At 35.7% G+C, this 21,404-nt stretch carries 23 protein-coding genes and 1 tRNA gene; 4 read left to right on the top strand and 20 right to left on the bottom strand.

Annotation, left to right across the window (positions count from 1 at the left end; all coding sequences use genetic code 11):
• Positions 1-79: 79 nt before the first annotated feature.
• From NBX25_RS20840 to NBX25_RS20795, 10 genes are all read right to left on the bottom strand, one after another.
• Positions 80-1,078, bottom strand: a complete 999-nt coding sequence (locus NBX25_RS20840; protein WP_123908954.1) for an NADH-quinone oxidoreductase subunit G — start codon at positions 1,076-1,078, stop codon at positions 80-82.
• Between the two features lie 41 nt (positions 1,079-1,119).
• The gene (locus NBX25_RS20835) at positions 1,120-1,992 is read right to left on the bottom strand and encodes a hypothetical protein (RefSeq protein ID WP_123908953.1); all 873 of its coding nucleotides are present in this window, start codon (positions 1,990-1,992) and stop codon (positions 1,120-1,122) included.
• A 5-nt stretch (positions 1,993-1,997) separates the two neighbouring features.
• Positions 1,998-3,356: an NADH-quinone oxidoreductase subunit NuoF gene (gene nuoF, locus NBX25_RS20830; protein ID WP_123908952.1), complete on the bottom strand. Its 1,359-nt coding sequence runs from the start codon at positions 3,354-3,356 to the stop codon at positions 1,998-2,000.
• 96 nt (positions 3,357-3,452) lie between these two features.
• Entirely contained in the window at positions 3,453-3,962 is a 510-nt protein-coding gene (locus tag NBX25_RS20825; protein ID WP_048508762.1) for an NADH-quinone oxidoreductase subunit NuoE family protein, read from the bottom strand.
• 102 nt (positions 3,963-4,064) lie between these two features.
• Positions 4,065-5,288, bottom strand: a complete 1,224-nt coding sequence (gene nuoD, locus NBX25_RS20820) for an NADH dehydrogenase (quinone) subunit D (protein WP_047423999.1) — start codon at positions 5,286-5,288, stop codon at positions 4,065-4,067.
• A 61-nt stretch (positions 5,289-5,349) separates the two neighbouring features.
• Positions 5,350-5,844 (bottom strand): NADH-quinone oxidoreductase subunit C, encoded by a 495-nt coding sequence (locus NBX25_RS20815; RefSeq protein WP_123908951.1) that lies wholly within the window; start codon positions 5,842-5,844, stop codon positions 5,350-5,352.
• Between the two features lie 6 nt (positions 5,845-5,850).
• Complete coding sequence (locus NBX25_RS20810; protein ID WP_002983540.1) at positions 5,851-6,411, bottom strand: NADH-quinone oxidoreductase subunit B; 561 nt, start codon at positions 6,409-6,411, stop codon at positions 5,851-5,853.
• 101 nt (positions 6,412-6,512) lie between these two features.
• A complete protein-coding gene (locus NBX25_RS20805) occupies positions 6,513-6,884 on the bottom strand; it encodes an NADH-quinone oxidoreductase subunit A (RefSeq protein ID WP_123908950.1) in 372 nt (123 codons plus the stop codon).
• 122 nt (positions 6,885-7,006) lie between these two features.
• The gene (locus NBX25_RS20800; RefSeq protein ID WP_164464402.1) at positions 7,007-7,183 is read right to left on the bottom strand and encodes a hypothetical protein; all 177 of its coding nucleotides are present in this window, start codon (positions 7,181-7,183) and stop codon (positions 7,007-7,009) included.
• 55 nt (positions 7,184-7,238) lie between these two features.
• Positions 7,239-8,378 carry a GNAT family N-acetyltransferase gene (locus tag NBX25_RS20795; protein WP_250255272.1) on the bottom strand — a complete coding sequence of 380 codons (1,140 nt, stop codon included), beginning with the start codon at positions 8,376-8,378 and terminating at the stop codon, positions 7,239-7,241.
• Between the two features lie 105 nt (positions 8,379-8,483).
• Between NBX25_RS20795 and NBX25_RS20790 the strand changes: the two genes are divergently transcribed.
• Positions 8,484-9,194: a zinc metallopeptidase gene (locus NBX25_RS20790; RefSeq protein WP_123859058.1), complete on the top strand. Its 711-nt coding sequence runs from the start codon at positions 8,484-8,486 to the stop codon at positions 9,192-9,194.
• Here the strand turns inward: NBX25_RS20790 and NBX25_RS20785 are convergent.
• The 10 genes from NBX25_RS20785 to rbfA all read right to left on the bottom strand — a co-directional run bounded on the left by NBX25_RS20785 (position 9,191) and on the right by rbfA (position 19,693).
• The gene (locus NBX25_RS20785) at positions 9,191-9,796 is read right to left on the bottom strand and encodes an IMPACT family protein (protein WP_250255271.1); all 606 of its coding nucleotides are present in this window, start codon (positions 9,794-9,796) and stop codon (positions 9,191-9,193) included. The two genes, NBX25_RS20790 and NBX25_RS20785, sit on opposite strands and share 4 nt — an antisense overlap.
• 102 nt (positions 9,797-9,898) lie before the next feature.
• Positions 9,899-11,932 (bottom strand): YCF48-related protein, encoded by a 2,034-nt coding sequence (locus tag NBX25_RS20780; protein WP_250255270.1) that lies wholly within the window; start codon positions 11,930-11,932, stop codon positions 9,899-9,901.
• A 99-nt stretch (positions 11,933-12,031) separates the two neighbouring features.
• Positions 12,032-12,217, bottom strand: a complete 186-nt coding sequence (locus tag NBX25_RS20775) for a bacteriocin-like protein (protein WP_123908946.1) — start codon at positions 12,215-12,217, stop codon at positions 12,032-12,034.
• Between the two features lie 42 nt (positions 12,218-12,259).
• A complete protein-coding gene (locus tag NBX25_RS24940) occupies positions 12,260-12,424 on the bottom strand; it encodes a bacteriocin-like protein (RefSeq protein ID WP_410493999.1) in 165 nt (54 codons plus the stop codon).
• 65 nt (positions 12,425-12,489) lie between these two features.
• Positions 12,490-13,515 carry a bifunctional diaminohydroxyphosphoribosylaminopyrimidine deaminase/5-amino-6-(5-phosphoribosylamino)uracil reductase RibD gene (gene ribD / locus NBX25_RS20770; RefSeq protein WP_250255269.1) on the bottom strand — a complete coding sequence of 342 codons (1,026 nt, stop codon included), beginning with the start codon at positions 13,513-13,515 and terminating at the stop codon, positions 12,490-12,492.
• A gap of 63 nt (positions 13,516-13,578) precedes the next feature.
• Positions 13,579-15,381 carry a DUF349 domain-containing protein gene (locus tag NBX25_RS20765; RefSeq protein WP_250255268.1) on the bottom strand — a complete coding sequence of 601 codons (1,803 nt, stop codon included), beginning with the start codon at positions 15,379-15,381 and terminating at the stop codon, positions 13,579-13,581.
• 83 nt (positions 15,382-15,464) lie between these two features.
• Positions 15,465-16,193 carry a shikimate dehydrogenase family protein gene (locus NBX25_RS20760; protein ID WP_250255267.1) on the bottom strand — a complete coding sequence of 243 codons (729 nt, stop codon included), beginning with the start codon at positions 16,191-16,193 and terminating at the stop codon, positions 15,465-15,467.
• A gap of 63 nt (positions 16,194-16,256) precedes the next feature.
• Entirely contained in the window at positions 16,257-18,044 is a 1,788-nt protein-coding gene (locus NBX25_RS20755) for an endonuclease (RefSeq protein ID WP_123908942.1), read from the bottom strand.
• An 80-nt stretch (positions 18,045-18,124) separates the two neighbouring features.
• A complete protein-coding gene (locus tag NBX25_RS20750) occupies positions 18,125-19,330 on the bottom strand; it encodes an ABC transporter permease (RefSeq protein ID WP_250255266.1) in 1,206 nt (401 codons plus the stop codon).
• Between the two features lie 3 nt (positions 19,331-19,333).
• Entirely contained in the window at positions 19,334-19,693 is a 360-nt protein-coding gene (gene rbfA / locus NBX25_RS20745) for a 30S ribosome-binding factor RbfA (RefSeq protein WP_045492923.1), read from the bottom strand.
• A 93-nt stretch (positions 19,694-19,786) separates the two neighbouring features.
• On the opposite strand from rbfA, the gene mce reads away from it, so the two are divergent.
• The 3 genes from mce (at position 19,787) to NBX25_RS20730 (ending at position 21,326) form a co-directional block, all read left to right on the top strand.
• Positions 19,787-20,185 (top strand): methylmalonyl-CoA epimerase, encoded by a 399-nt coding sequence (gene mce, locus NBX25_RS20740; RefSeq protein ID WP_123908940.1) that lies wholly within the window; start codon positions 19,787-19,789, stop codon positions 20,183-20,185.
• A 62-nt stretch (positions 20,186-20,247) separates the two neighbouring features.
• A tRNA-Ile gene (locus NBX25_RS20735) sits at positions 20,248-20,321 on the top strand.
• Positions 20,322-20,846: 525 nt separating this feature from the next.
• Positions 20,847-21,326 carry a hypothetical protein gene (locus NBX25_RS20730; RefSeq protein ID WP_250255265.1) on the top strand — a complete coding sequence of 160 codons (480 nt, stop codon included), beginning with the start codon at positions 20,847-20,849 and terminating at the stop codon, positions 21,324-21,326.
• Positions 21,327-21,404 lie beyond the last annotated feature (78 nt).

Raw genomic sequence — 21,404 nt, 5'->3', positions numbered from 1 at the left:
GCTGGAAGATGGAAGTTATAGCAGTCACATCACCGAAGTCTCTCATTTTCAAATTAACTCATTATCAAATTTTCAAATTTTATTTTTCGTCTTTTTCACTGATTTCCTTAGCACCAGGATTATCAATCATTATCAATTCGTCTTTTGGCTTCTGGTAATGATTAAGTGAAATTACAGAGTGTCTGTCGATATGTCTAGGACCTTCGATATTCCAGTCTGATAATGCTTTTCTTTCGAAACGGCATGTATCACAGATGAACTCTTCAACTTCGCCCCACTGGTCTTTTCTTGCAGTTACTCTTACGATTTCATCACCTTTCATCCAAACTACAGTTTTTCCAGAACACTTATCACATTTACAAGAAGCGTTCATTGGTTTTGTAAACCATACTCTGCTGGCAAAACGGGATGTTCTGTCTGTTAATGCTCCTACAGGACAAACGTCAATAACGTTTCCGATGAAGTCATTGTCTAAAGCTTTATTTAAGTAAGTAGAAATTTCAGCATGATCTCCTCTGAAAAGAATACCGTGCTCTCTTTCACCTGTTAATTGGTTAGCAGCTAATACACATCTTGCACAAAGAATACAACGGTTCATGTTCAGTTTGATGTGCGGACCAAGATCATCAGCTTCGTAAGTATTTCTTTCGAATTCTGTTCTTGTCTCAAGGTTTCCATGCTCATATCCAAGATCCTGAAGATGACATTCACCAGCTTGATCACAAACAGGGCAGTCTAGCGGGTGATTGACCAATAAAAATTCGGTAACCGCTTTTCTTCCTTCCTGAGCTTTCTCAGAAGTAAGGTTTTTAACTTCCATACCGTCCATTACATTCGTTCTGCAGCTTGCTACCAATTTCGGCATAGGACGTGGATCTGCTTCAGATCCTTTAGAAACTTCTACAAGACACGTTCTGCATCTTCCTCCACTGGTTTCTAATTTGCTGTAGTAACACATAGCGGGAGGTACAGATTTACCACCGATTTGTCTAGCCGCTTCCAAAATAGAAGTACCAGGCAAAACTTCAGCAGTCTGTCCGTCTATCGTTATTTTGAATTTTTTAACTTCTTCGCTCATATTGTATGCTTTAAGCTTTATGCATTAAGCAATAGGCTTTGTTATTTATATTTCTTTGTATTAAATGTATATCCAATTCCAGCCATCAACTGTCCGAAAACAAAATCCTGCTGTGCTTTGTCTGGCTTGTTATTCAATGTAGTTTTAATATCCCACATATTGATGTAACCTGCTTTTCCTTCTACTCTTACCATCACATGATTCCAAAGTACTAAATTCAGACTGGCTCTTACATCAGTTCCCATACCTGCAACGTGAAAACGGTCACTTCTTTCATTTCCAAAAAGCTTTACATTGCTTTTGGGGAACATAAATCCGATACCGGCTCCATACGACCAAACCAAATCAACATTTTTCTTGTTAATAAGACTTTGGTATTTTTCAAGACCTAAATTTTCATAGTTAAGTCCGTCTGTGTGTTCAAAAGTAAGGAACTTCTCATCTGCAAGGTTTACTTGCCCGTTCTGTACCATGGCTGCATATTCAGGATCTGATATATGCCCTTTAAAGTTAACGGTTTGATCCTGGTCCATCACATATTTCATGTGGTCAATTCCTAAAACAAGGGCTAAATTATCTTTAATAAAATATCCTATTCTGAAATTATACTGCGTTACAGTAAACCAACTTGGATCAAAATAAACAAGACCAAATTTGGTAGGTCTATCCTGAGCGGTTACATTATTCAGTTGAAAATCATATCCATTTCCTTTAAAACGAATATCAGAATTACTGAATGCTGCTCTGTTCCATCCATAAAAAGCGAACATCTGACCTTTTTTGCTTAAAGGTTCCGGTTTCTTAGAAACAGGAGTTTTAAACAAGTCTGCATTATTTTCTACAAGTAAAGAATCTTTTTTCTGTCCGAAAACAAAACTCGACATCATTAAGCCGACAACCAATAACTTTTTCATTTTACCTACGCATTCTTTTCAACTGCTGGGATAGGATCTGCATAATGTGCCAATCCATAATTTTGGGTCTGAGATAACTCAGGATTTTTCACATGCCACTCAAATTCATCTCTGAAGTGACGGATTGCTGCTGCAACAGGCCAAGCTGCTGCATCTCCCAATGGACAGATTGTATTTCCTTCGATTTTTCTCTGGATATCCCAAAGTAGATCGATATCTTCCATTTTTCCTTCTCCTTTTTCAATTTTCTTTAAGATTTTATGCATCCATCCTGTTCCTTCACGGCAAGGTGTACATTGTCCACAACTTTCATGGTGATAAAATCTTGCTAAAGTCATTGTGTGATCTACGATACACTGATCTTCATCCAACACGATGAAACCTCCTGAACCCATCATTGTTCCGGTAGCAAAACCACCATCAGCTAATGATTCATAGTTCATATATCTTGGCTCTCCGTTTACTGTTCTCAACAATAAGTTAGCAGGAACGATAGGAACAGAGCTTCCTCCAGGAATACAAGCCTTTAATCTTTTTCCGTCTTTAATACCACCGCAATATTCATCAGAGTAGATGAACTCTTCTACGGTAATGGTCATATCAATTTCGTATACCCCCGGTTTGTTGATGTTTCCACAAGCAGAAATCAATTTCGTACCTGTAGATCTTCCTACTCCGATTTTAGCATACTCAGCACCTGTAATATCAATGATTGGAACGATGGCCGCAATAGACTCAACGTTGTTGACCACTGTTGGTCTTTCCCAAAGACCTTTTACAGCCGGGAATGGTGGTTTTAGTCTTGGGTTACCTCTTTTTCCTTCAAGGGATTCAAGCAATGCAGTTTCTTCACCACAGATATATGCTCCACCACCTCTCTGTACATAGATTTCAAGATCGAAACCTGTTCCTAAAATATTTTTACCTAAAAATCCTGCTGCTTTGGCTTCTTCAATCGCTTCTTCAAGGATATCCGGGATCCATGAATACTCTCCACGGATATAGATATAAGAAACATTTGAACCTAAACAGTAAGATGAAATTAGCATTCCTTCGATCAATAGGTGAGGAAGGAACTCCATCAGATATCTGTCCTTGAATGTTCCAGGCTCAGATTCATCCGCATTTACCACAAGGTGTCTTGGAACGCCTTCCGGTTTTGCCAAAAAGCTCCATTTCATCCCTGTTGGGAATCCAGCTCCACCACGTCCTCTTAGTCCTGAAGTTTTTACTTCTTCAAGAATTTCATCAGGAGTCATCTTCAAGGCTTTTTCAGCTGCTGTGTAACCTCCCTGTTTACGGTACGTTTCAAAGTAGCGAATACCTTCTATATGTGCGTCTTTAAGTAAAAGTTTTTTACTCATTGTTTATTATGCTTTTAGCTATTGGCTTTTGGCTTCTAGCTTTTTATAATTATTAAAAAAAGTAACTGATTTTAAATTCGGGATTTAAAATCTTTATTAGTCTAAAGCAAGTTGTCCCTGTCTGCAAAGATCAAGGATTTCATCTACTTTTTCTATCGTTAAATTTTCATGAAAGAACTTTCCAAGCTGTAGCATTGGTGCATATCCGCATGCTCCAAGACATTCAGCAGGTTTTAGGGTGAACATACCATCTTCAGTAGTTTCTCCATCTTTAATGTTCAGTTTCGTTCTGATATGGTCAAGGATTTTTTCGCTTCCACAAACCATACACGGTCCTGTTCTACAAACCTCCAAAACATATTTACCTACCGGTTTCATATTGAACATCGTATAGAAAGTTGCTACTTCATATACTTCGATCGGTTTGATACTTAATAGTTCGGCAACATAATCCATCACAGGAACATCTAACCATCCTCCGAATTCTTTCTGTGCCAAGTGAAGTACAGGAAGAAGAGCAGATTTCTGTCTTCCTTCAGGATATCTTGCAATAATTTTGTGTACCTGTGCTAAACTTTCCGGTTTAAAAGCTATTGTTTCGCTCATTTTATTTAATGTATTATTGTACAATGTACAATGTACTAATGACTTATTTATTTTAATCACTGCAAAATCATGAATACATTTTACAATGATACTTTTTACAATTTATGCGTCTAATTCTCCCGCAATAATATTCATACTACACATCGTTACAATAGCATCTGAAATTACAGAACCTGTAATCATTTCTGGATATGCCTGATAGTAGATGAAACATGGTCTTCTGAAGTGAAGTCTGTAAGGGCTTCTTCCTCCATCACTCACAAGATAGAAACCTAATTCTCCGTTTCCACCTTCTACAGCATGGTAAACTTCTCCTTTCGGTACATCAGTTTCTCCCATTACAATTTTGAAGTGGTAGATCAATGCTTCCATTTTCTGATATACATCTGCCTTTTCAGGAAGATAGAAGTCAGGAACATCCGCATGGAATGGTCCTTCTGGAAGGTTTTCGTATGCTTGTTTGATAATTTTAATGGATTCCCAGATTTCCTGTTGACGAACCATGAAACGGTCGTAAGTGTCTCCTGAAGTTCCTACAGGAATAATGAAGTCGAAATCTTCGTATGATGAATAAGGCTGTGCAACTCTCACGTCGTAATCTACTCCTGCTGCACGTAGGTTTGGACCAGTGAAACCGTAGCTTAATGCTCTTTCGGCAGAAATTGCTCCTGTACCGATGGTTCTGTCCATGAAAATTCTGTTTCTCTCTAATAGCGTACAGAATTCTTTGAATCTTGGTGGGAAAGTCTTTAAGAAGTCTTGTAATAACTCATGAAACTTAGGAGTGAAATCTCTTTCGAATCCTCCGATTCTTCCCATATTCGTAGTCATCCTTGCCCCACAGATTTGCTCATACATATCATAAATACGTTCTCTTTCGATGAACATATAGGTAAGACCTGTAATTGCTCCTGAGTCCATCCCGGTTACCCCATTACAGATCAGGTGGTCACCGATTCTTGCCAGTTCCATTAGGATAACACGCATATAATCTACACGCTTTGGAACTTTTACACCAATCAGCTTCTCTACTGTCATATGCCAACCCAAATTGTTGATTGGAGCAGAACAGTAATTCATACGGTCGGTAAGGGTAGTGATCTGAGAATAGTTTCTTCTTTCAGAAATTTTCTCAAATGCTCTGTGGATATATCCTACCGTTTGCTCAGCGTGAAGGATTCTTTCTCCATCCATCGTTAAGATATTCTGGAAAATCCCGTGAGTGGCAGGGTGGGTAGGTCCTAGATTCAGGGTATATAATTGTCCGTCAATCTGTTCCTTACTTTCGTACTGGTTTAGTATATTAGATAATGAGTTATCTTTCATAATGATTGCTTTTAGCTATTTGCTTCCGGCTATTGGCTAGCCGCCATTGGCCATTCGCTTTTTATCTTCCGAACATATTATCGTCCTTGTCGGTTCTTGTACCGTCTTCAAGTCGATATTCCTTCAACATTGGGTGGTATCCAAGATCTTCCATATTCAGAATAGGTCTAAGATCCGGGTGTCCTTTAAATTTAATCCCATAAAAATCAAACGTTTCTCTTTCCATCCAGTTGGCACCGGCATATAATTCTGTAAGAGAATCCACTTCAATATTTTCTCTGGACATAAAGATTTTCAGGCGTAATCTGAAGTTAGCCATCATATTATGTAAATGATACACAACACCTATTTCCTTCTCTGGGAATTCAGGATAATGGATTCCACAGATATCTGTAAGGAAATTAAATTCCAGTGATGAATCTTTAAGATAATGAATGATCTTCTTGATATCTTCTTTCTTCACTTCAATGGTCAGCATTCCATAAGGTTCTGAACTTGAAATAACAGATTCCGGAAATTCTCTGGTGATTGCTTCTAATACAAATTCGTTTGTCATTTCCGTTTAGTTGCTTATGTTGTAAGAATCTAATAATTTCTGATATTCAGGCATATCTCTTCTTCTGATGCTTTCGCTTTCTGCAAGAGCCTGTACCTGCATTACTCCTTCAATGATTTGTTCTGGTCTTGGAGGGCATCCAGGAACGTAAACGTCTACCGGAATAATTTTATCAATTCCCTGAAGTACAGAGTAGGTATCAAAAATACCCCCACTAGAAGCACAAGCTCCAACTGCCACTACCCATTTCGGCTCAGCCATCTGAGTATATACTTCTTTAAGAACTGGTCCTAATTTCTTGGATATAGTTCCACAAACCATCAGCATATCTGCTTGTCTTGGAGAGAAAGAGTTTCTTTCCATTCCAAATCTTGAAGCATCATAAGTAGGGTTCAGGGTAGCCATAAACTCAATACCACAACAAGAGGTAGCAAATGGCAATGGCCAAAGTGAAAACTTTCTTGCCATCCCGATTACACTGCTCAGTTTTGTTGCGAAAAACCCTTCTCCTTCATAGCCTTCGGGAGCAGGTGCATCTGTTCTTATTACTGGTTTTTTATCTGACATTTTAGTAAATATTTAAAGATTAAAATATTTAAAGATTAAAAAAATAAGACCTTCACAATCTTTAAATTACTTAAATAAATTCAATCTTTTAATGTTGAAATTTATTTATCCCAATCTAACGCACCGCGTTTCCAAACATAGAAAAACGCCATGAAGAAGATTGCTACGAATGTAAGCACTGCTAAGAATCCTTCCATACCGAATTCTCTGAAGTTTACCGCATAAGGATAAAAGAATACGATTTCAATATCGAATAGTACAAACAATACCGCAGTCAGGAAGTACTTGATAGAAAATGGTGTTCTTGCGTTTCCTTCACTAGGAACTCCACATTCCCAGCTTTGGTTTTTTACAGAGTCTCCTTTTTTCTGCTTAGGACCTAAGAAATGTGCTCCAAGTAAAGAAACAGCTACAAATCCTACTGCTACACCAGCCTGGATAAGGATTGGAATATAACTTTCAGGTAAATTCATTTTTGCATTATTATCTCAATTTGCAAATTTAACGAATAAACAAGAAAGCATGAAATTTATCAGCTTAAAAGTAGGATGAAAATAGAGAAAACCTACAATTTAGAATCAATAAAAATAACGAGTTATTTCTTCATTTTTTTAAGAAGAGCGTAAGCCATAAAGGCAATATATCCAAAAAGAACACTGCCAAAAACAATGTTGATTACCGTATTCGTTCTTCCGTCTTGTGACTGAAAAAAGATATTATAAGCAATAAATCCTGCGATTAAAACAGCGAAAATGATAAGTTGTGGCTTCATGAGGTAAGAGTGTTTGAAGGTGGGAGAGTTTTAGAGTGAATGAGTGAGATTGTGCTCATTCATCATTATCATTTATCTCAAGTGAGTATGTTCTCCTTCTCTTATGGTTCACAGGGTTATAATCCTGCCATAAAAGCTGAATGTTTTTGTTTTCTTCAAGTTCGGGATTCGTTTCCAGGTATTTTACTCCCTTTTTTCTGAATATTTTCCAGATTTCTTTGAAAATGATAGAGGTTACTCCTCTTCTTTGATAATCAGGATGGATACCAATCAGATAAAAATTAGCTCTGTCATTTTTTCTGCCTGCTTTCAAAAAATGCCACCAACCAAACGGTAGTAGTTTTCCTCCGGACTTTTGCAGTGCTCGGGAGTAAGAAGGCATCGTAATCGCAAAGGAAATAAGGTGATTGTTTTCATCCACGATGCAAACAATGAAGTCTTTGTCAATAAGCTTAAAGTATTTTTCCTTGTATGTTTTACGCTGTTCGTCAGAAATAGGAGTGTAAGTGGAAAGATGTTTGTAGGTTTCATCTAGAAGATCAAACATTGGATCCACATACTGAATGATTTCTTCTTTATTGTTAAATTTTAAAACGCTTAGTTTGTATTTCTGAGAAATAAGCTCGTTGAATTTGTGGATTTTTTCTGGTAAAACTTCAGGGAAAATAATCTCAAATTCTACCCATTCCTTTTCTTTTACCAATCCCAGTTTTTCAAGATGTTTTGGATAATAATCATGGTTGTAGATGCCAATCATGGTAGCCAGCTGGTCAAAACCTTTAATCAGCATTCCGGCTTTATCAAGATTGGTAAAACCCATTGGGCCCTCAATCTTATCAATATTCTTTTCATGGGCATAATCAACCGCTTTCTGAATTAATGCCTGTGAAACTTCTTCATCATTAATGAAATCTATCCACCCAAAACGTACTTTACGGATCCCTAATTCTTTTTCCTCCTTGTGGTTGATAAGAACAGCAATTCTCCCTACAATTTTGTCATTCTTGTATGCTAAATACTGTTTCGCTTCAGAATATTTAAGTGCGGGATTTTCATCAGCATTCCAGATGTTGATTTCGTCATTGATAAAGGATGGAACATAGTACGGGTTATTTTTGTACAGATCCATAGGAAATCTTACGAATTGCTTGAGTTGACCGGGAGTTTTTACTTCAATAATTGAAACTGTTGACATGTTTTTTGAGAGTAATTTGAGGACAAATATAAATAATAATATCTTATACTTTGGCACAGTTTTTATATCATTATGCTTAAAAATTGAACACAAAATCTAAATAAAATGACGGGTTATTATATCATTATTGGTATTTCAATGCTGGTGAGCTGGTGGGTTTCGTCCAGGTTGAAATCAAAATTTGAATATTATTCCAACGTACATCTTCGAAATGGCCTTTCGGGGAAAGAAGTAGCGGAAAAAATGTTGAGAGATAACGGGATTAATGATGTTCAGGTAATATCAGTTCCCGGACAGCTAACGGACCACTATAATCCGGCAGATAAAACAGTAAACCTTTCTGAAGGGGTGTACATGCAGAGAAATGCAGCAGCGGCAGCTGTAGCGGCTCACGAATGTGGACATGCCGTACAGCACGCGGTAGGATACTCAATGTTGAACTTACGTTCAAAATTAGTTCCTGTTGTTAATATAAGTTCCAATCTGATGCAGTTTGTTCTTATTGCAGGTATTGCGATAATGGCAGCTACCAGAACAATAGAAAATCCTAATGGAAATACAGCGATTCTGGCTATTGGTGTGGCTATGTTTGCCGTAACCACTCTTTTTGCATTTGTAACGTTGCCGGTAGAGTATGACGCTAGCAACAGGGCAATGAAATGGCTTAAAGATACAGGTACTGTAACTGCTGAAGAATTTGTAGGAGTTCAGGATAGTTTAAAGTGGGCTGCAAGAACATATGTTGTAGCGGCTTTAGGGTCTTTAGCTCAACTTCTTTACTGGGGGTCTTTGCTTCTCGGTGGAAGAAGAGATTAATCATTAAATTCAAATGAAACATATTGCATCTCAGATAATTTTTCTGAGATGCTTTCTTTTTGTACCAGTTTTAATGAGGCGGTAAGGATACAATTTTCATTAGCATCAAAATTAACTACCTTGGCATCAAATTTTGAAAGCAGAGTAAAGATGGTATTCTGTTGGTTGAAGTTGAATTGGATCTCAATTTCTGTTTCCAATTCTCTTGTAATGATATTGGCTTCTTCTAAGGTGATCTTAGCAGATTCTTTATAAGCTTTTACTAAGCCGGAAACCCCAAGTTTGGTTCCTCCATAATAACGGACAGAGATAACAAGAACATTGGTTATCTCATTTGCCAGGAGCTGGTTGTAAATAGGTAACCCGGCACTTCCTGAGGGTTCTCCATCATCATTAGCACGGTAGTTTTCACCATTTAATCCCATTCTGAAAGCATAGCAGTGATGTGTTGCCTTTGGGTGCTCTTCCCTGATCTTTTCCAATGCAGCTTTTAGTTCCTTTTCATTGGTAACAGGAAAAGCAAATCCGATAAACTTACTCCCTTTTTCCTTTAATAAGGTATTTTCTATGGGTCTTTCTATGGTTTTGTATTCGAACGTCATGCTGTACTCCTCTTTATTTATGCAAAAGTATTAAATGCTTTATAAACTAGCACCCTTATTAGAAAAGAAGCTGTCGGAATTCCGACAGCTTCTTCAGTATTTTTAATTTTTTATTATTTTTTGGGTGAACCATTTTCCATTGGATTCAAATTTCACAAAGTAAACTCCGGGTTTCAGTTGTGAGATATTAATTCCGTTATTCTCTTTTGTAAATACCACTATTTTTCCCTGAGTATCATAAACCTGAACTTTATCTAAGGCTACTGGCGTTTTAAAGAACACTGAAGATGTAGTAGGATTAGGATATATCTGATTATTTGGACTGTCTTTTGTTTTTTCATTTTCATTGGTTCCAAGAGCTTGATCAGGGAATTCCACAATGAAAATATCTGAAGTTGTTCCAACAGCAATAATTTTATTTTTAAAAAATTTTATGTCATTAATTGTTGCCAGGTTAGAATTAAAATAGTTAGTACTCGGAACAACAAGTTGTGATGTTAGGCCTCCGTCTGCTGTCCTGTATATATCCCAACCGGAATCTATACGATAGCCTATAAGTTCATTAATATAATGATATTGATCATCATCTGTATTTTCGGTCCAGGTAGAACCAGCATTACTACTAATATAATGCATGTTATTATTTGTGCCTATCTGTATCTTGTTTATATTAATAATATTGATATAAGTTATTGATGTTGGTACGGTGTAAATGATATTCCAGGTTATTCCGCCGTCTGTTGTTTTATAAAGCTTTTGGTATGTTCCGGCATAGCCAATCATATCATTATAAAATTGGATTGTTTCAACCTTATCAGTTAGAGTAAAATAAGAGGTATTGGATGTTGTAAATAGGTGTATTCCATTATTGGGTGAAACATAGGGGGATGCAGTTCCTAGTAAGACATCACCATTACTTTTAAGCCAGTAAGGAGATACAAATGTGGGATGATTGATTATATTTGAATTATCCCATGTCTTACCAAAATCTGATGTGAAAGAATGGTTTCCGTTACCAATAAGGACTCCTTTGCCATTTTCTCTTATATGTGCACCTTTGAAAGCATCCAGAGTGAAGGTTGCTTTTTTGTTGGTCCAGTTGTATCCTCCATTTTCAGTATAATATACTACACTATAGCCAGTTTGATTTCCTACGATAACTCCTTTGTCATCATTACCGAAAGATATGTTTTTCAAGTTAGATTGATATATACCGGGTACCTGGATAGTCCAGTTTGTACCATTGGTAGATTTATAAATATTAGCATCACCGCCTATCAAAATATTACCATTTACAAACCCTATAGAATAGAGACTGTTATAGGGGAAGGCGTCAATCAGTCTTTGCTGTGTCCAGGTCTGTCCCATATCTGAAGATTTTAATAACCTGTTATCTTGGCCTACGGCATACAATTTTCCAGCATTGTATTTAATATCAAACAAACGATATTGGGTATTGGTGGTTAAAGCTGTCCAGCTGTTTCCTTGGTCTGTTGTTTTGAAAATTCCACCGTTATTTCCTGTAATATAACCTTCATTATCATTAATGAAAAGGATTTTGTCAATTCCGGTTGTATTTAGAGGAGTTGGGATCCATGTTGCTCCTTGATTGGTCGTTTTGTATAACGTTCCGTTCTCTCCAGATACGAATCCTATATTCGGATTGATAAAGAAAACATCATTTAAGGTTGTATTGATAGAAAGAGATACGGAGGTGAAACTCACTCCTCCATTTGTTGTTTTATAAATTACACCTGTACTACCACAGACAAAACCAACAGATTCATTAACAAAATACATGTTTTTCAAGAAATCACCACTTACAGGGTACGGTGTGGAGGTAGCAAAAGCATCTGTAGTTTTAAAAATCTGATAATCTTTTAAAACGAAACCTACATTATCATTAAGCATTTGAATGTCTAAGCATCCAGATCTGAAAAGTTTTCGCCACGTAATTCCGCCATCTCTGGATGAAGAGGCAGCCTTGTCTTTGTCTACAATGTATAGAGTTTGATTGGGAGTAACTTCTAAACTTTTGATTATTGAATACCCTTTTACAGGAGTTAAAAATTTCCATTCCTGAGCTTTCATAAGCGATACTAAGCTCAAGAAAAGTATGGAGAAGTATTTGTTCATTATTATTAGCTTTTTGCAAAGCTAATCATTTAATTCAGAAAAGATACAAGCCGTCAAAATTTGACGGCTTGTATCTTTTCTGAATGTAAAAAATCTCTTTTAAATTCCATCTCCGCAAAGATCCATTGGAATCAGACACATATAACTTGTTGGTCCACAAAAATCCTGTGGACATTTATCTCTACATCTTGTAGGTTGTCCGTTAGGTAATATACATGTTACAAAAACAGCACTTCCCTGGATTGTTCTCAATCCGGCTCTGGATACTTTTTTTAAGTTTTTCATGCTCATATTTTTAGTTTAATTAATTTGTACGATATGCTGATATTAACATGGGAATGATCCATCTGCCCAAGGCGGTGGGCAGCTCATACTTGACGGCGTTGCACAACAGTGTTGTAATGATGGAGGGTAAAATGAACAACATTCAGGTGCTATACCTCCCTGTACTTTTTTTAAACTTTGTCTTGAAACTTTTTTTAAATTTTTCATAATAATATTTTTTTTGAATATTACTAAGGTAAATAAATTATTTCATTTCAAGGTGATAAATGGGCTTATTTTGATTTAAAAAAGGAAATGGTATTATCTCTGTAGTTTTCTGTTTTGTAAGGAAAATGCCTGAATTCTGGGGTTTCTGTCCCGTTTTCTAATTTTAGATTTTCATTTTTAATGACGATGGCTTCGTCCCAAAGACCAGCATCAATGAATTGTTGTAGTGTAAAGCGGCCTCCTTCAATAATAATAGATTGAATCTGTTCTTTATATAAAGCTCCCATCAAATCAGGCAGGAAGTTGTCTTTTTTAATTTTAATAAACTGGATATGACCTTCTGTTCCTTCTTTTACAGTATTTAAAACTATTGTTCTGGCTTCGTTGTTGTAAATCTTAAAGTCATTCGGAACTTTCAGATCAAAATCAATTAAAATACGAACAGGATGAGTTCCTTCAACGTTTCTTACAGTGAGACTTGGATTATCGGCTAAAGCTGTTTGTGTTCCTACCAGAATAGCGTGTTCATCTGCTCTAAGCTGGTGGACGAATTGGTTGACCAAAGCATTAGAAATAGCAGTTGGCTTAAAATCTTTATCTAAGAATCCATCACCAGATTCTGCCCATTTTAGGATGATGTAAGGTCTTTTCTTTTCATGATAGGTGAAAAATCTTTTATTCAGTTCGATACATTCTTTTTCAAGAATTCCTGAAACAGCTTCTATTCCTGCATCCTGAATGATCTTTTTTCCTTTTCCATTGACCTTATCATGAGAATCCATAGCACCAATGACTACTTTTTTAAAGCCTAATTCTTTAATTTTTAAAGCACATGGAGGAGTTTTCCCATAATGAGCACAGGGTTCTAATGAAACATAAATCGTTGATTCTGGAATCAGGGTTTTATCTTCCACTGAATTGATAGCATTGATTTCTGCATGGTTTTCCCCTGCTTTGTGATGGTATCCTTCCCCAATGATTTTACCGTTGTGAACAATTACACTTCCAACAAGAGGGTTAGGATAGGTTTTGCCAAGCGCTTTTTGAGCTAGCTCAATACATCTTGCAATATATAGTTCGTCGTTATTCATATTTATAAAAAGAAAAAGCGAAGACAAATTGCTTTGCTCCGCCCTTATTTATTTTGTTAAGATTTATTCTCCGGCAATAATGCTGTGAAGATTTTGCTTTAAAGTTTCCAGATGAGCTTTCTTTTCATCAATAGTGTTGTAAGTATCTCTTAACAGAGGATTCTCTCTTGATGGTTTATTAAAGAACGAAAGGTTATTTTCAAGCTTAACGATTTCAGCTTCAAGATCAGAAATCTGATTTTTGATTTTTCTTGCCTTGTCGGTAAGCTGATTTTCAGATAATCCTTCTTCTTTCAATTCAAGTTCATTGATCTTATTGATCTTCAATTTCTCTCTTAGAGTCTTATTGAACTCAGAATTGATTGAAATTTTATCTCTTGGAACTTTTCCAATGGTATTCCACGCTGTTTTAATGGCTTCGATTTTTTCAATACTTCCTTCATCGTTGGAAACCAATTTCAATTCGTCAAGAAGAGCTTTTTTATTCTTGTAGTTTTCTTTCCAGTTATCGGTAGAAGTATTGCTCTTTTCTCTGTAATTGTTAAAGAATGCGTTACAAGCGTCACGGAATTCATCCCAGATTTTATTGGTCATGCTCTTTGGAACATGCCCGATTTTTTTCCAGTCTTCCTGAAGCTTTTTGAACAATGGAACAGCGATATCCCACTCTTCGTTATTCTGATTGTCCTGAGCAGTTTGGATCAGTTTTAGTTTTTCTTCCAGATTAGCCTGCTGAGAACCTTTTAAAGATTTATAATAGTTGTTTTTTGTTGTATTAAATCCTCTAAGGGTTGTTTTGAAATCATTCCAGTTCTGGTTGGAAAGTTTTCTTGGAACACTTCCTGTTTTCAGGAAATCGGAACGAAGATCTTCAACTCTTTTGATAGCGTTCTGCCAGTAATTATGGTTAGGCGTTTCAGAAGGTTCTGAAAGTTTTTTGATTTCAGCGATAATCTGAGTCTTCTTTTCAAGATTGACAGCCTGTTCTTTTTCAATAGACGCTGAAAGTTCAGATTTTCTTTCGTGAATTTTATTGGAAATCTCTTTGAATTCTTCCCATGTTTTTTCACGGAATTCTTCTGCTACAGGTTCTGCTTCTTCTTTCCAAAGTTTATGAAGATACTGAAGTTCATTTAAAGCCTTTTGGATAACGGGTTCATTCTCCAATTCCTGAGCACGGGCAATGATATGCTGTCTTTTTTCAAGGTTGTGGCTGTATTCCTGCTCCAAAAATTCTTTATTCAGATCCAGCATTTGATAAAATTGATTCAGATGGTGGAAATAGTTATTGTTAAGAATTTTGAATTCAGATTTAGCAACCTGTCCGGCTTTTGACCATTCTTCTTTGATCTCACGAATGGATTTGAAAAGATTGACTCCAGGTTCTGAATTGGTATATAGATTTTTTAATCTTTCAATAATAGTTTGACGGTGTTCCAGATTTTTCTTCTGTTCTTCTTCCTGTCCTTTTTGGAATTGATCATGCTTTTCTCTGAAAATATTGATTAAAGCAGAGAGTTTAGCTTGTGAAGGATGCTCATAACTAAAGGTTTCAGTAGCATTTCCAGCTTCTGCAAACTCGTGCTTTTTATCTTCCACTTCATCATGGATGTGATGACTTGCTTTTTCTTTTAGCTGATTGAATCTTTTGGAGTTTTCACCGGCGTTAGGCGCGTTGATGATTTTTTCCATTTCTTTCAGGGCATCAGCCAGAGAAATCTCAACATCTTCATGTTCTTCCAGGTGTTCAGCATCATCTCCATGAGGATGGGCATCATGAGAAACTGTGTTTTCCGATGTCTCCTGTGGTACTTCGTTAGGATTTTTCTTTTCTTCGTTTTCAGAAAGATTGTTTTCTGTAGTCATAGCAAATCTTTTATGTGAGTGGCGTTAATATCCTTCAAATATAGCTGTAAGGCCAATTAAAGTACTAATTTATGTTATTTTTTTTAAAAATTCCAAATTTCCCAAGCTTTTTCTGCTTGCTGTTCAAGCATATAATAACCGTTTACTGTTTTTGCTCCTTTTTCGGAAGCATTGATGATAAATTGCGTATAGTTGGGGTTGTAAATTAAATCAATAACTAAATGTTCCGGGGAAAGCGCATCAAAAGGAAAAGCCAGGCAATCTTCAACATTCGGAAAAGTACCTACCGGTGTACATTGAATAATAATTTTTTGTTCCCGTACAGTTTCCTTATCAAGGTTTTCAAAATTGATTTCCGTACTTCTAGAAATGGTTTGTGATGGAATATTATGTTTATCCAAGACATACTTTACTGCTTTTGCTGCGCCACCGTTTCCTAAGATCAAAGCTTTATCCTGCGATGATTTTTTGTGAAGAAGAAGTGTCTTTTCAAAACCGAAAGCATCCGTATTGTAACCGGTTTTTTTACCGTTTTGAATTAAAACACAGTTTACGGCACCAATTTTTTCAGCTTCATCACTTAATTCGTCAAGATAACTGATGATCTGTTCTTTATAAGGAATGGTAACATTAAAACCTAATAACTCAGGTGAGGAAAAAAGGTTTTCTACTTCATTGATTTCACTCAGGTCAAAAATATCATAGGAAAAACCTTTAAGCATAAGCTTTTGGAACTTATTTTCGAAGAATTTTTTAGAAAAGGAATAGGAAATATTTCGTCCTATCAATCCTAATTTTTTATTGGAATCCATACATCAAAATTATAAAAAAAGACCGGATAAATCCGGCCTTTAGTTTGAAATATTTTATAATAATTATTCTACGATAAATTTAGTAGAGAAATTATCTGTTTTTAAGATGTAAGTTCCTTTTACTAATCCTTTAAGATTGATTTTATTTGAATTTTTAAAAGGATTGGCAATCGTTTCAATTACTTTTCCTGAAAGATCATAGATTTGAGCTTTTGAAATTTTGGTAAGGTTTTCCCCTTTTACAAACAGTTCATTGTTTCTTACCGGGTTAGGGTAGATGGTGAACTCTGCTTTGTCTTTCTTCGTTTCAGAAGTTGCCAGCGATCCGTTGTAGCAAGTCCATTTAAGATCATCTATTGCCACTCTGTTATTGTTGCTAGGGTTTACGATTTTAATAACAGCGTTTCCTGTAACATTCACATTGATTGGTGTTGTTGTTGCTGTTACGCTGTAAGGGACTGTTCCTACTAAATTATCATTGACAAAAACATTCAGGTTGCCATCTGATCCACTGAATTTAAGTTGAGTAGTTACGGTTAATGTCTGAACTCCGCCAGGTACGTTGGAGCTCGTTAGATCACCTCCTTGAATTGTTATTGCTTTACCATTAATAGTTTGGTCTGTTCTTGCAAAGGTTGCTGTCCAACTTACATTATTGTTTGTCCATGTTCTGGTTTTATAGTCACTTGCATTTGCCGGAATATTACTAAAGTTCTCATCACCACAGTTTCCTACGTTTACGGGTCCGTCAAGGGTAGTTCCTGTTGCAATATTACTTTGTGGGGAATTATTTCCAAATGCATCTTTAGCAATTACATAGAATGAATATTGGGTAAGAGGTAATAATCCGGATACTGTAGCTGTAGTTGATGTTCCGGATACAGTAGATTTAAATGTATTATTTACATAAATATCATAACCTGTTACTCCAACATTATCTGTAGATGCAGTCCAACTTAATGAAATAGAATTTGAAGTTGGAGTGTTTGTGGCTAAATTGGTAGGTGCTGTAGGAGCTTGGTTATCAATTGCGGTAGCCCAGATTAAATCTACATAAGCGGGATTATCAATGAATGGGTTTCTATTCCCCTGGAATGTGAAGGCTGCGTTATTTCTGTTTATTTCTTCAGGAGATACAGGGTCCATCGCATTCCATGCTAAAAGTTGCTGAAGTTCCCACGCCTGCAAACCTGGAAATGAGGAGCTACCTAATATATCACCACTACTGAACGTAGAAAGCTTATCTTCATATCTTGTTACAAAATAAAAGATCATTCGGGCTACATCTCCTTTGAAAGCATCAATAGGTTCAAATACTGTTCCGCCATAGCCCGGAGAAGTTGAATTTCCTAGCTTAGAACCATTCTGTGAAGTATAAGTAGCAGATCCTACTTTACCAAAAGGATAATTAGATCTCATCCCATTTACCTTCCCATCAGTAGGACGGATAAAGTGAATATCTGCAACCATTGGTGAAGCTTGATTGAATAAACTTTGAGGAATTATATGCTCTCTGTTATAACATTTACCTTCATTAACGTATGTTCCGCATTGGTTTGTACCTATAGTATAGTTATAAGGATCTGGTCCATTTGGATTCTCAGAGTAAATGTCTAGTACTGTACCATCGTTTTCAAAATTTGTGTTTGTATCACGATCGGTTGTGTAATAGCCTGTCCATAAGCCTCCATACCCTTTGTCTTGGTGACCTGAAGTAATAATGCCTTTCAGTGCCGTTTTAAGGGGAGCTCCCGTTAAACCGTTAGCTGCATTATAATAACCAGCAGGTGCCTGTGCAAATGCATTAATGAATGCAAAGCTTAATAGGAAAAAAGATAAAATTCGTTTCATTTTTTTAAAATTGGGGCGTAAAGGTACAAAAAAATGAAGCGTAAAAGGGTTTTTGATGTTAAATGTGTAAACTTGGTATATTAATTTTTAGTAATATACTCTTTGCTGATCTTGGAAAAGAACCAAGAGATTGTAATTCCAAATACAGATGCAGTAAGAGCAACGATAAAGTAGTTTTTTCCTACAATTTTTACCGGGAAAGGAAGTACGTCGTTGGCTCTGAAGAATTCCGTATACAACTGAAAGTAACATAATGCGGTTCCGCAAATTAAACCGGTAATCACTCCGGAAATTACAATAAGAAGTCCCGTATAGAAGTAGGTCATTCTCAGATGACTTAAAGGAAAGCCTAATGAAATAAGAGATTTTGCCTGTTCTTTTTTATCAAGCTGTAAGATAATGATAGCTCCGGCAAGATTAAAGGTGGTGATGAAAATAACCAGTGCAAAAATCAGGTATATAAATAGCTTTTCAGTATTAATCATCTTCCAGAAAGCTGCATTTTCCTCTTCTTTTGTTTTTATTTCAATGTTTTTGCCAACAGAAGAAAGTAGATTTTGTTTCACAGCATCAGCGTTTTCCGGATTTCTTAATTTAATAACAATCTGGTAAGCTGAATGTTTTGGAAGGCTTAATAATTCCTCGGTAAGTTCGATAGGGGAGATAATATAACTGTCCAGTTGATCCTTTCCTGGGAAAACTCCGGTTACTGAAATATCTCTTTTATTGTAAATATCTTCTTCTTTACTGATGATCCCTGTTCCTGGCTTGGGCATAAATACCGTTGCATAATGATTGGAAGAATCTACCGGAATTGACAATCGGTTATCCAGACTGTTTTCCATCAATACCTCATTAGAGTATTTGAAACTTGGATAAGTTCCATAAAATACCTCCTTATTGATAGGATTTACTTTTGTATAGGCAGAGTCAACACCTCGTAAATAGGCAATGTCACCTTTTCCGTTAAAGCTGATATATACCTTTTCCTCAATAACACGGGAGTAGTTAGCAATCTCTTTATTACTTTTTAAAATTTTATTAACCTGATCCAGGTTTTTAATGGTTTTACCTGATATACTTTTTAAGGTCAGGTCAGCATGAAGATTGGAGATTAAGTCTTTGTTCAGATTTTCAAGCCCTGAGAAAACTGAAATAATAACGAACATTGCAGCCACAGCAACCGTCATGGCACCTACTGAAAGCCACGTAATAAAGGTAACAGCGGTACTGCCTTTTTTAGCCAAAAGGTATCTGGATGCTATGTAAAATGCAATATTCTTCAAGATCTATAAAACAGGATTGTCACCTTCGCCTCTTAATTCTCTTTCCAGCTTTTCAACATCATCAAGAGCAGTATCTAAGTAAAAGTTAAGTTGTGGAATAATACGTACCTGTTTTGCCATTTTCTGGCCGATAAAGTTTCTGTATTGAGGTTTGTTTTCTTCAATCTCCTTCATTACCGCTGTACGGTGTTCTTGAGGGAAAATACTTAAATAAATTTTTGCAATACCTAAATCCGCCGTTACTTTTACATCTGAAACGGATACCAATATACTTTGTTTGCTGTCAGCAGCCTGCTTGCGGAAAAGTTCTGCGAAGTCCTCCTGAATAATCTGTGCTACTTTTCTTTGTCTGTTACTTTCCATAATTTATGCAAATTTACTACTTTTGTTTGAATTGATACTTTGAAATTCAGCGATCGTATCAAATTTACGAATTAATTATATTTATTAGTATTTATGAAGCTAGAACATATCGGTATTGCCGTAAAGTCTTTAGGAGTTTCTGACGAGCTTTTTGCTAAACTATTAGGAAAAGAATCCTACAAACAAGAAACAGTGGAAAGAGAAGGAGTGGTGACTTCTTTCTACGGAACAGGAGAAAGTAAAATCGAACTTTTGGAAGCCAGTAATCCCGAAAGTCCAATCTCAAAATTTATCGAAAAAAAGGGTGAAGGCATCCATCATCTGGCATTTGGGGTTGAAAATATCCTGGACGAAGTAAAAAGATTAAAAAAAGAAGGATTTCAATTTATCTCTGAAGAACCCAAAGAAGGTGCTGATAACAAATTAGTTGTATTCCTTCATCCTAAATCAACAAACGGTGTGCTGGTAGAACTTTGCCAAGAAAAGCAATAAAAAATTTTGTAGTGAAAGAAATTTTACTATTTTTGCAAACACAAAATTTAACCAAGTTTTGAGGTCCTATAGCTCAGTTGGTTAGAGCACCTGACTCATAATCAGGTGGTCCCTGGTTCGAGCCCAGGTGGGACCACAATAAAATCAACCACTTACATAATGTGAGTGGTTTTTTTATATTCTTATAAGAATTGATTCTTTATAATCTTGAAAACATAATGTTTTTTTAAGCTCCCTATTATAAAGAAATTCTCCAAAGATTTTAAATTTTCCCGCAAGGTCTATTATACTTTTGAAATAATTTTTTCCTTAATTAATAAAAAAGTAATCCCTGTTGTGGAAAAGCGTATTGGGTAGTATAAATATTTATTTAAATTGAATGACTCTAGTGAATATTGAGGAGATATCCATAAGACAACTCATCTATAAATAAATATATTATGAAAACCTTTGATGAAGATTTTAATTACTTTAGACAAAATTGTACGTTTGAAAATTATTTCTTAAGGAAACATTTTCACCACAAAAAAAGGACTGGCTTTTATTAATTCCTCTCTTTCTTGCATTTGTAGGTTGTATTTTACTTTATTTTAATTATTTGAAATGGGGACTAATATTAGCAATACCCAGCTTTTTGGTTTTCTTTTATTACATTATTCTTGTGAAAGCTAAACAGGCTAATAGTGAATTAAAAATGAATAATTTACCTTTTTCAAAATCATCTTATAAATGGAAAGTTACTGAACATGATGGAATAAGAATCAGAGAGGTGGGTAAACTCTATGAGGATATCAGTAATGATATTATTGTGAAAAGAATAAGTATGGCAAAAGAAAAAATCAAAACGGATAAAAATGAAATATTCATGGATATTCAAAATATTGTAAGCTTTTTCGGTAAAAATTTCATAATACTTTTTCTTGGTTTTTTCATGGGACTATATAGTAAATCTGACTTTTCTACAGAGAATTTTGAAGCATTGATGTCAATCATAAAATTATTGTTTTTGTTTGGGTTGATGATAGCTTTGATGTGGGTGTTTTTTATTAAAAAGAATTATACAGATTTGAGTAAGAATAGAAATGAACAGTATGCCGATTATATTTTTGTAATGGAAAATGTTTTATTAATGAGAATGTAAAACTAAAACCTCTTTTGGAGATTACATTGAAATCAAACGTACGTTTAAAAAAACCATAAAGAATAATTAAAACTCAGT

The organism is Chryseobacterium sp. Marseille-Q3244, from assembly GCF_940807095.1.
In the GTDB taxonomy this organism is placed as follows: Bacteria; Bacteroidota; Bacteroidia; order Flavobacteriales; family Weeksellaceae; genus Chryseobacterium.
This window is presented reverse-complemented; position numbering and strand designations above follow the sequence as displayed.

Coding starts and splice junctions, on each gene's coding strand:
- NBX25_RS20760 (WP_250255267.1), bottom strand. CDS start 16,193: ATGGATTCCAATAAAAAATTAGGATTGATAGGACGAAATATTTCCTAT.
- ribD (WP_250255269.1), bottom strand. CDS start 13,515: ATGAATAACGACGAACTATATATTGCAAGATGTATTGAGCTAGCTCAA.
- NBX25_RS24940 (WP_410493999.1), bottom strand. CDS start 12,424: ATGAAAAATTTAAAAAAAGTTTCAAGACAAAGTTTAAAAAAAGTACAG.
- NBX25_RS20780 (WP_250255270.1), bottom strand. CDS start 11,932: ATGAACAAATACTTCTCCATACTTTTCTTGAGCTTAGTATCGCTTATG.
- nuoD (WP_047423999.1), bottom strand. CDS start 5,288: ATGAAAGATAACTCATTATCTAATATACTAAACCAGTACGAAAGTAAG.
- NBX25_RS20840 (WP_123908954.1), bottom strand. CDS start 1,078: ATGAGCGAAGAAGTTAAAAAATTCAAAATAACGATAGACGGACAGACT.
- mce (WP_123908940.1), top strand. CDS start 19,787: ATGAAGCTAGAACATATCGGTATTGCCGTAAAGTCTTTAGGAGTTTCT.
- NBX25_RS20790 (WP_123859058.1), top strand. CDS start 8,484: ATGACGGGTTATTATATCATTATTGGTATTTCAATGCTGGTGAGCTGG.
- NBX25_RS20805 (WP_123908950.1), bottom strand. CDS start 6,884: ATGAATTTACCTGAAAGTTATATTCCAATCCTTATCCAGGCTGGTGTA.
- NBX25_RS20765 (WP_250255268.1), bottom strand. CDS start 15,381: ATGACTACAGAAAACAATCTTTCTGAAAACGAAGAAAAGAAAAATCCT.
- NBX25_RS20795 (WP_250255272.1), bottom strand. CDS start 8,378: ATGTCAACAGTTTCAATTATTGAAGTAAAAACTCCCGGTCAACTCAAG.
- NBX25_RS20815 (WP_123908951.1), bottom strand. CDS start 5,844: ATGACAAACGAATTTGTATTAGAAGCAATCACCAGAGAATTTCCGGAA.
- NBX25_RS20825 (WP_048508762.1), bottom strand. CDS start 3,962: ATGAGCGAAACAATAGCTTTTAAACCGGAAAGTTTAGCACAGGTACAC.
- NBX25_RS20785 (WP_250255271.1), bottom strand. CDS start 9,796: ATGACGTTCGAATACAAAACCATAGAAAGACCCATAGAAAATACCTTA.
- NBX25_RS20835 (WP_123908953.1), bottom strand. CDS start 1,992: ATGAAAAAGTTATTGGTTGTCGGCTTAATGATGTCGAGTTTTGTTTTC.
- NBX25_RS20800 (WP_164464402.1), bottom strand. CDS start 7,183: ATGAAGCCACAACTTATCATTTTCGCTGTTTTAATCGCAGGATTTATT.
- nuoF (WP_123908952.1), bottom strand. CDS start 3,356: ATGAGTAAAAAACTTTTACTTAAAGACGCACATATAGAAGGTATTCGC.
- rbfA (WP_045492923.1), bottom strand. CDS start 19,693: ATGGAAAGTAACAGACAAAGAAAAGTAGCACAGATTATTCAGGAGGAC.
- NBX25_RS20810 (WP_002983540.1), bottom strand. CDS start 6,411: ATGTCAGATAAAAAACCAGTAATAAGAACAGATGCACCTGCTCCCGAA.
- NBX25_RS20755 (WP_123908942.1), bottom strand. CDS start 18,044: ATGAAACGAATTTTATCTTTTTTCCTATTAAGCTTTGCATTCATTAAT.
- NBX25_RS20775 (WP_123908946.1), bottom strand. CDS start 12,217: ATGAAAAACTTAAAAAAAGTATCCAGAGCCGGATTGAGAACAATCCAG.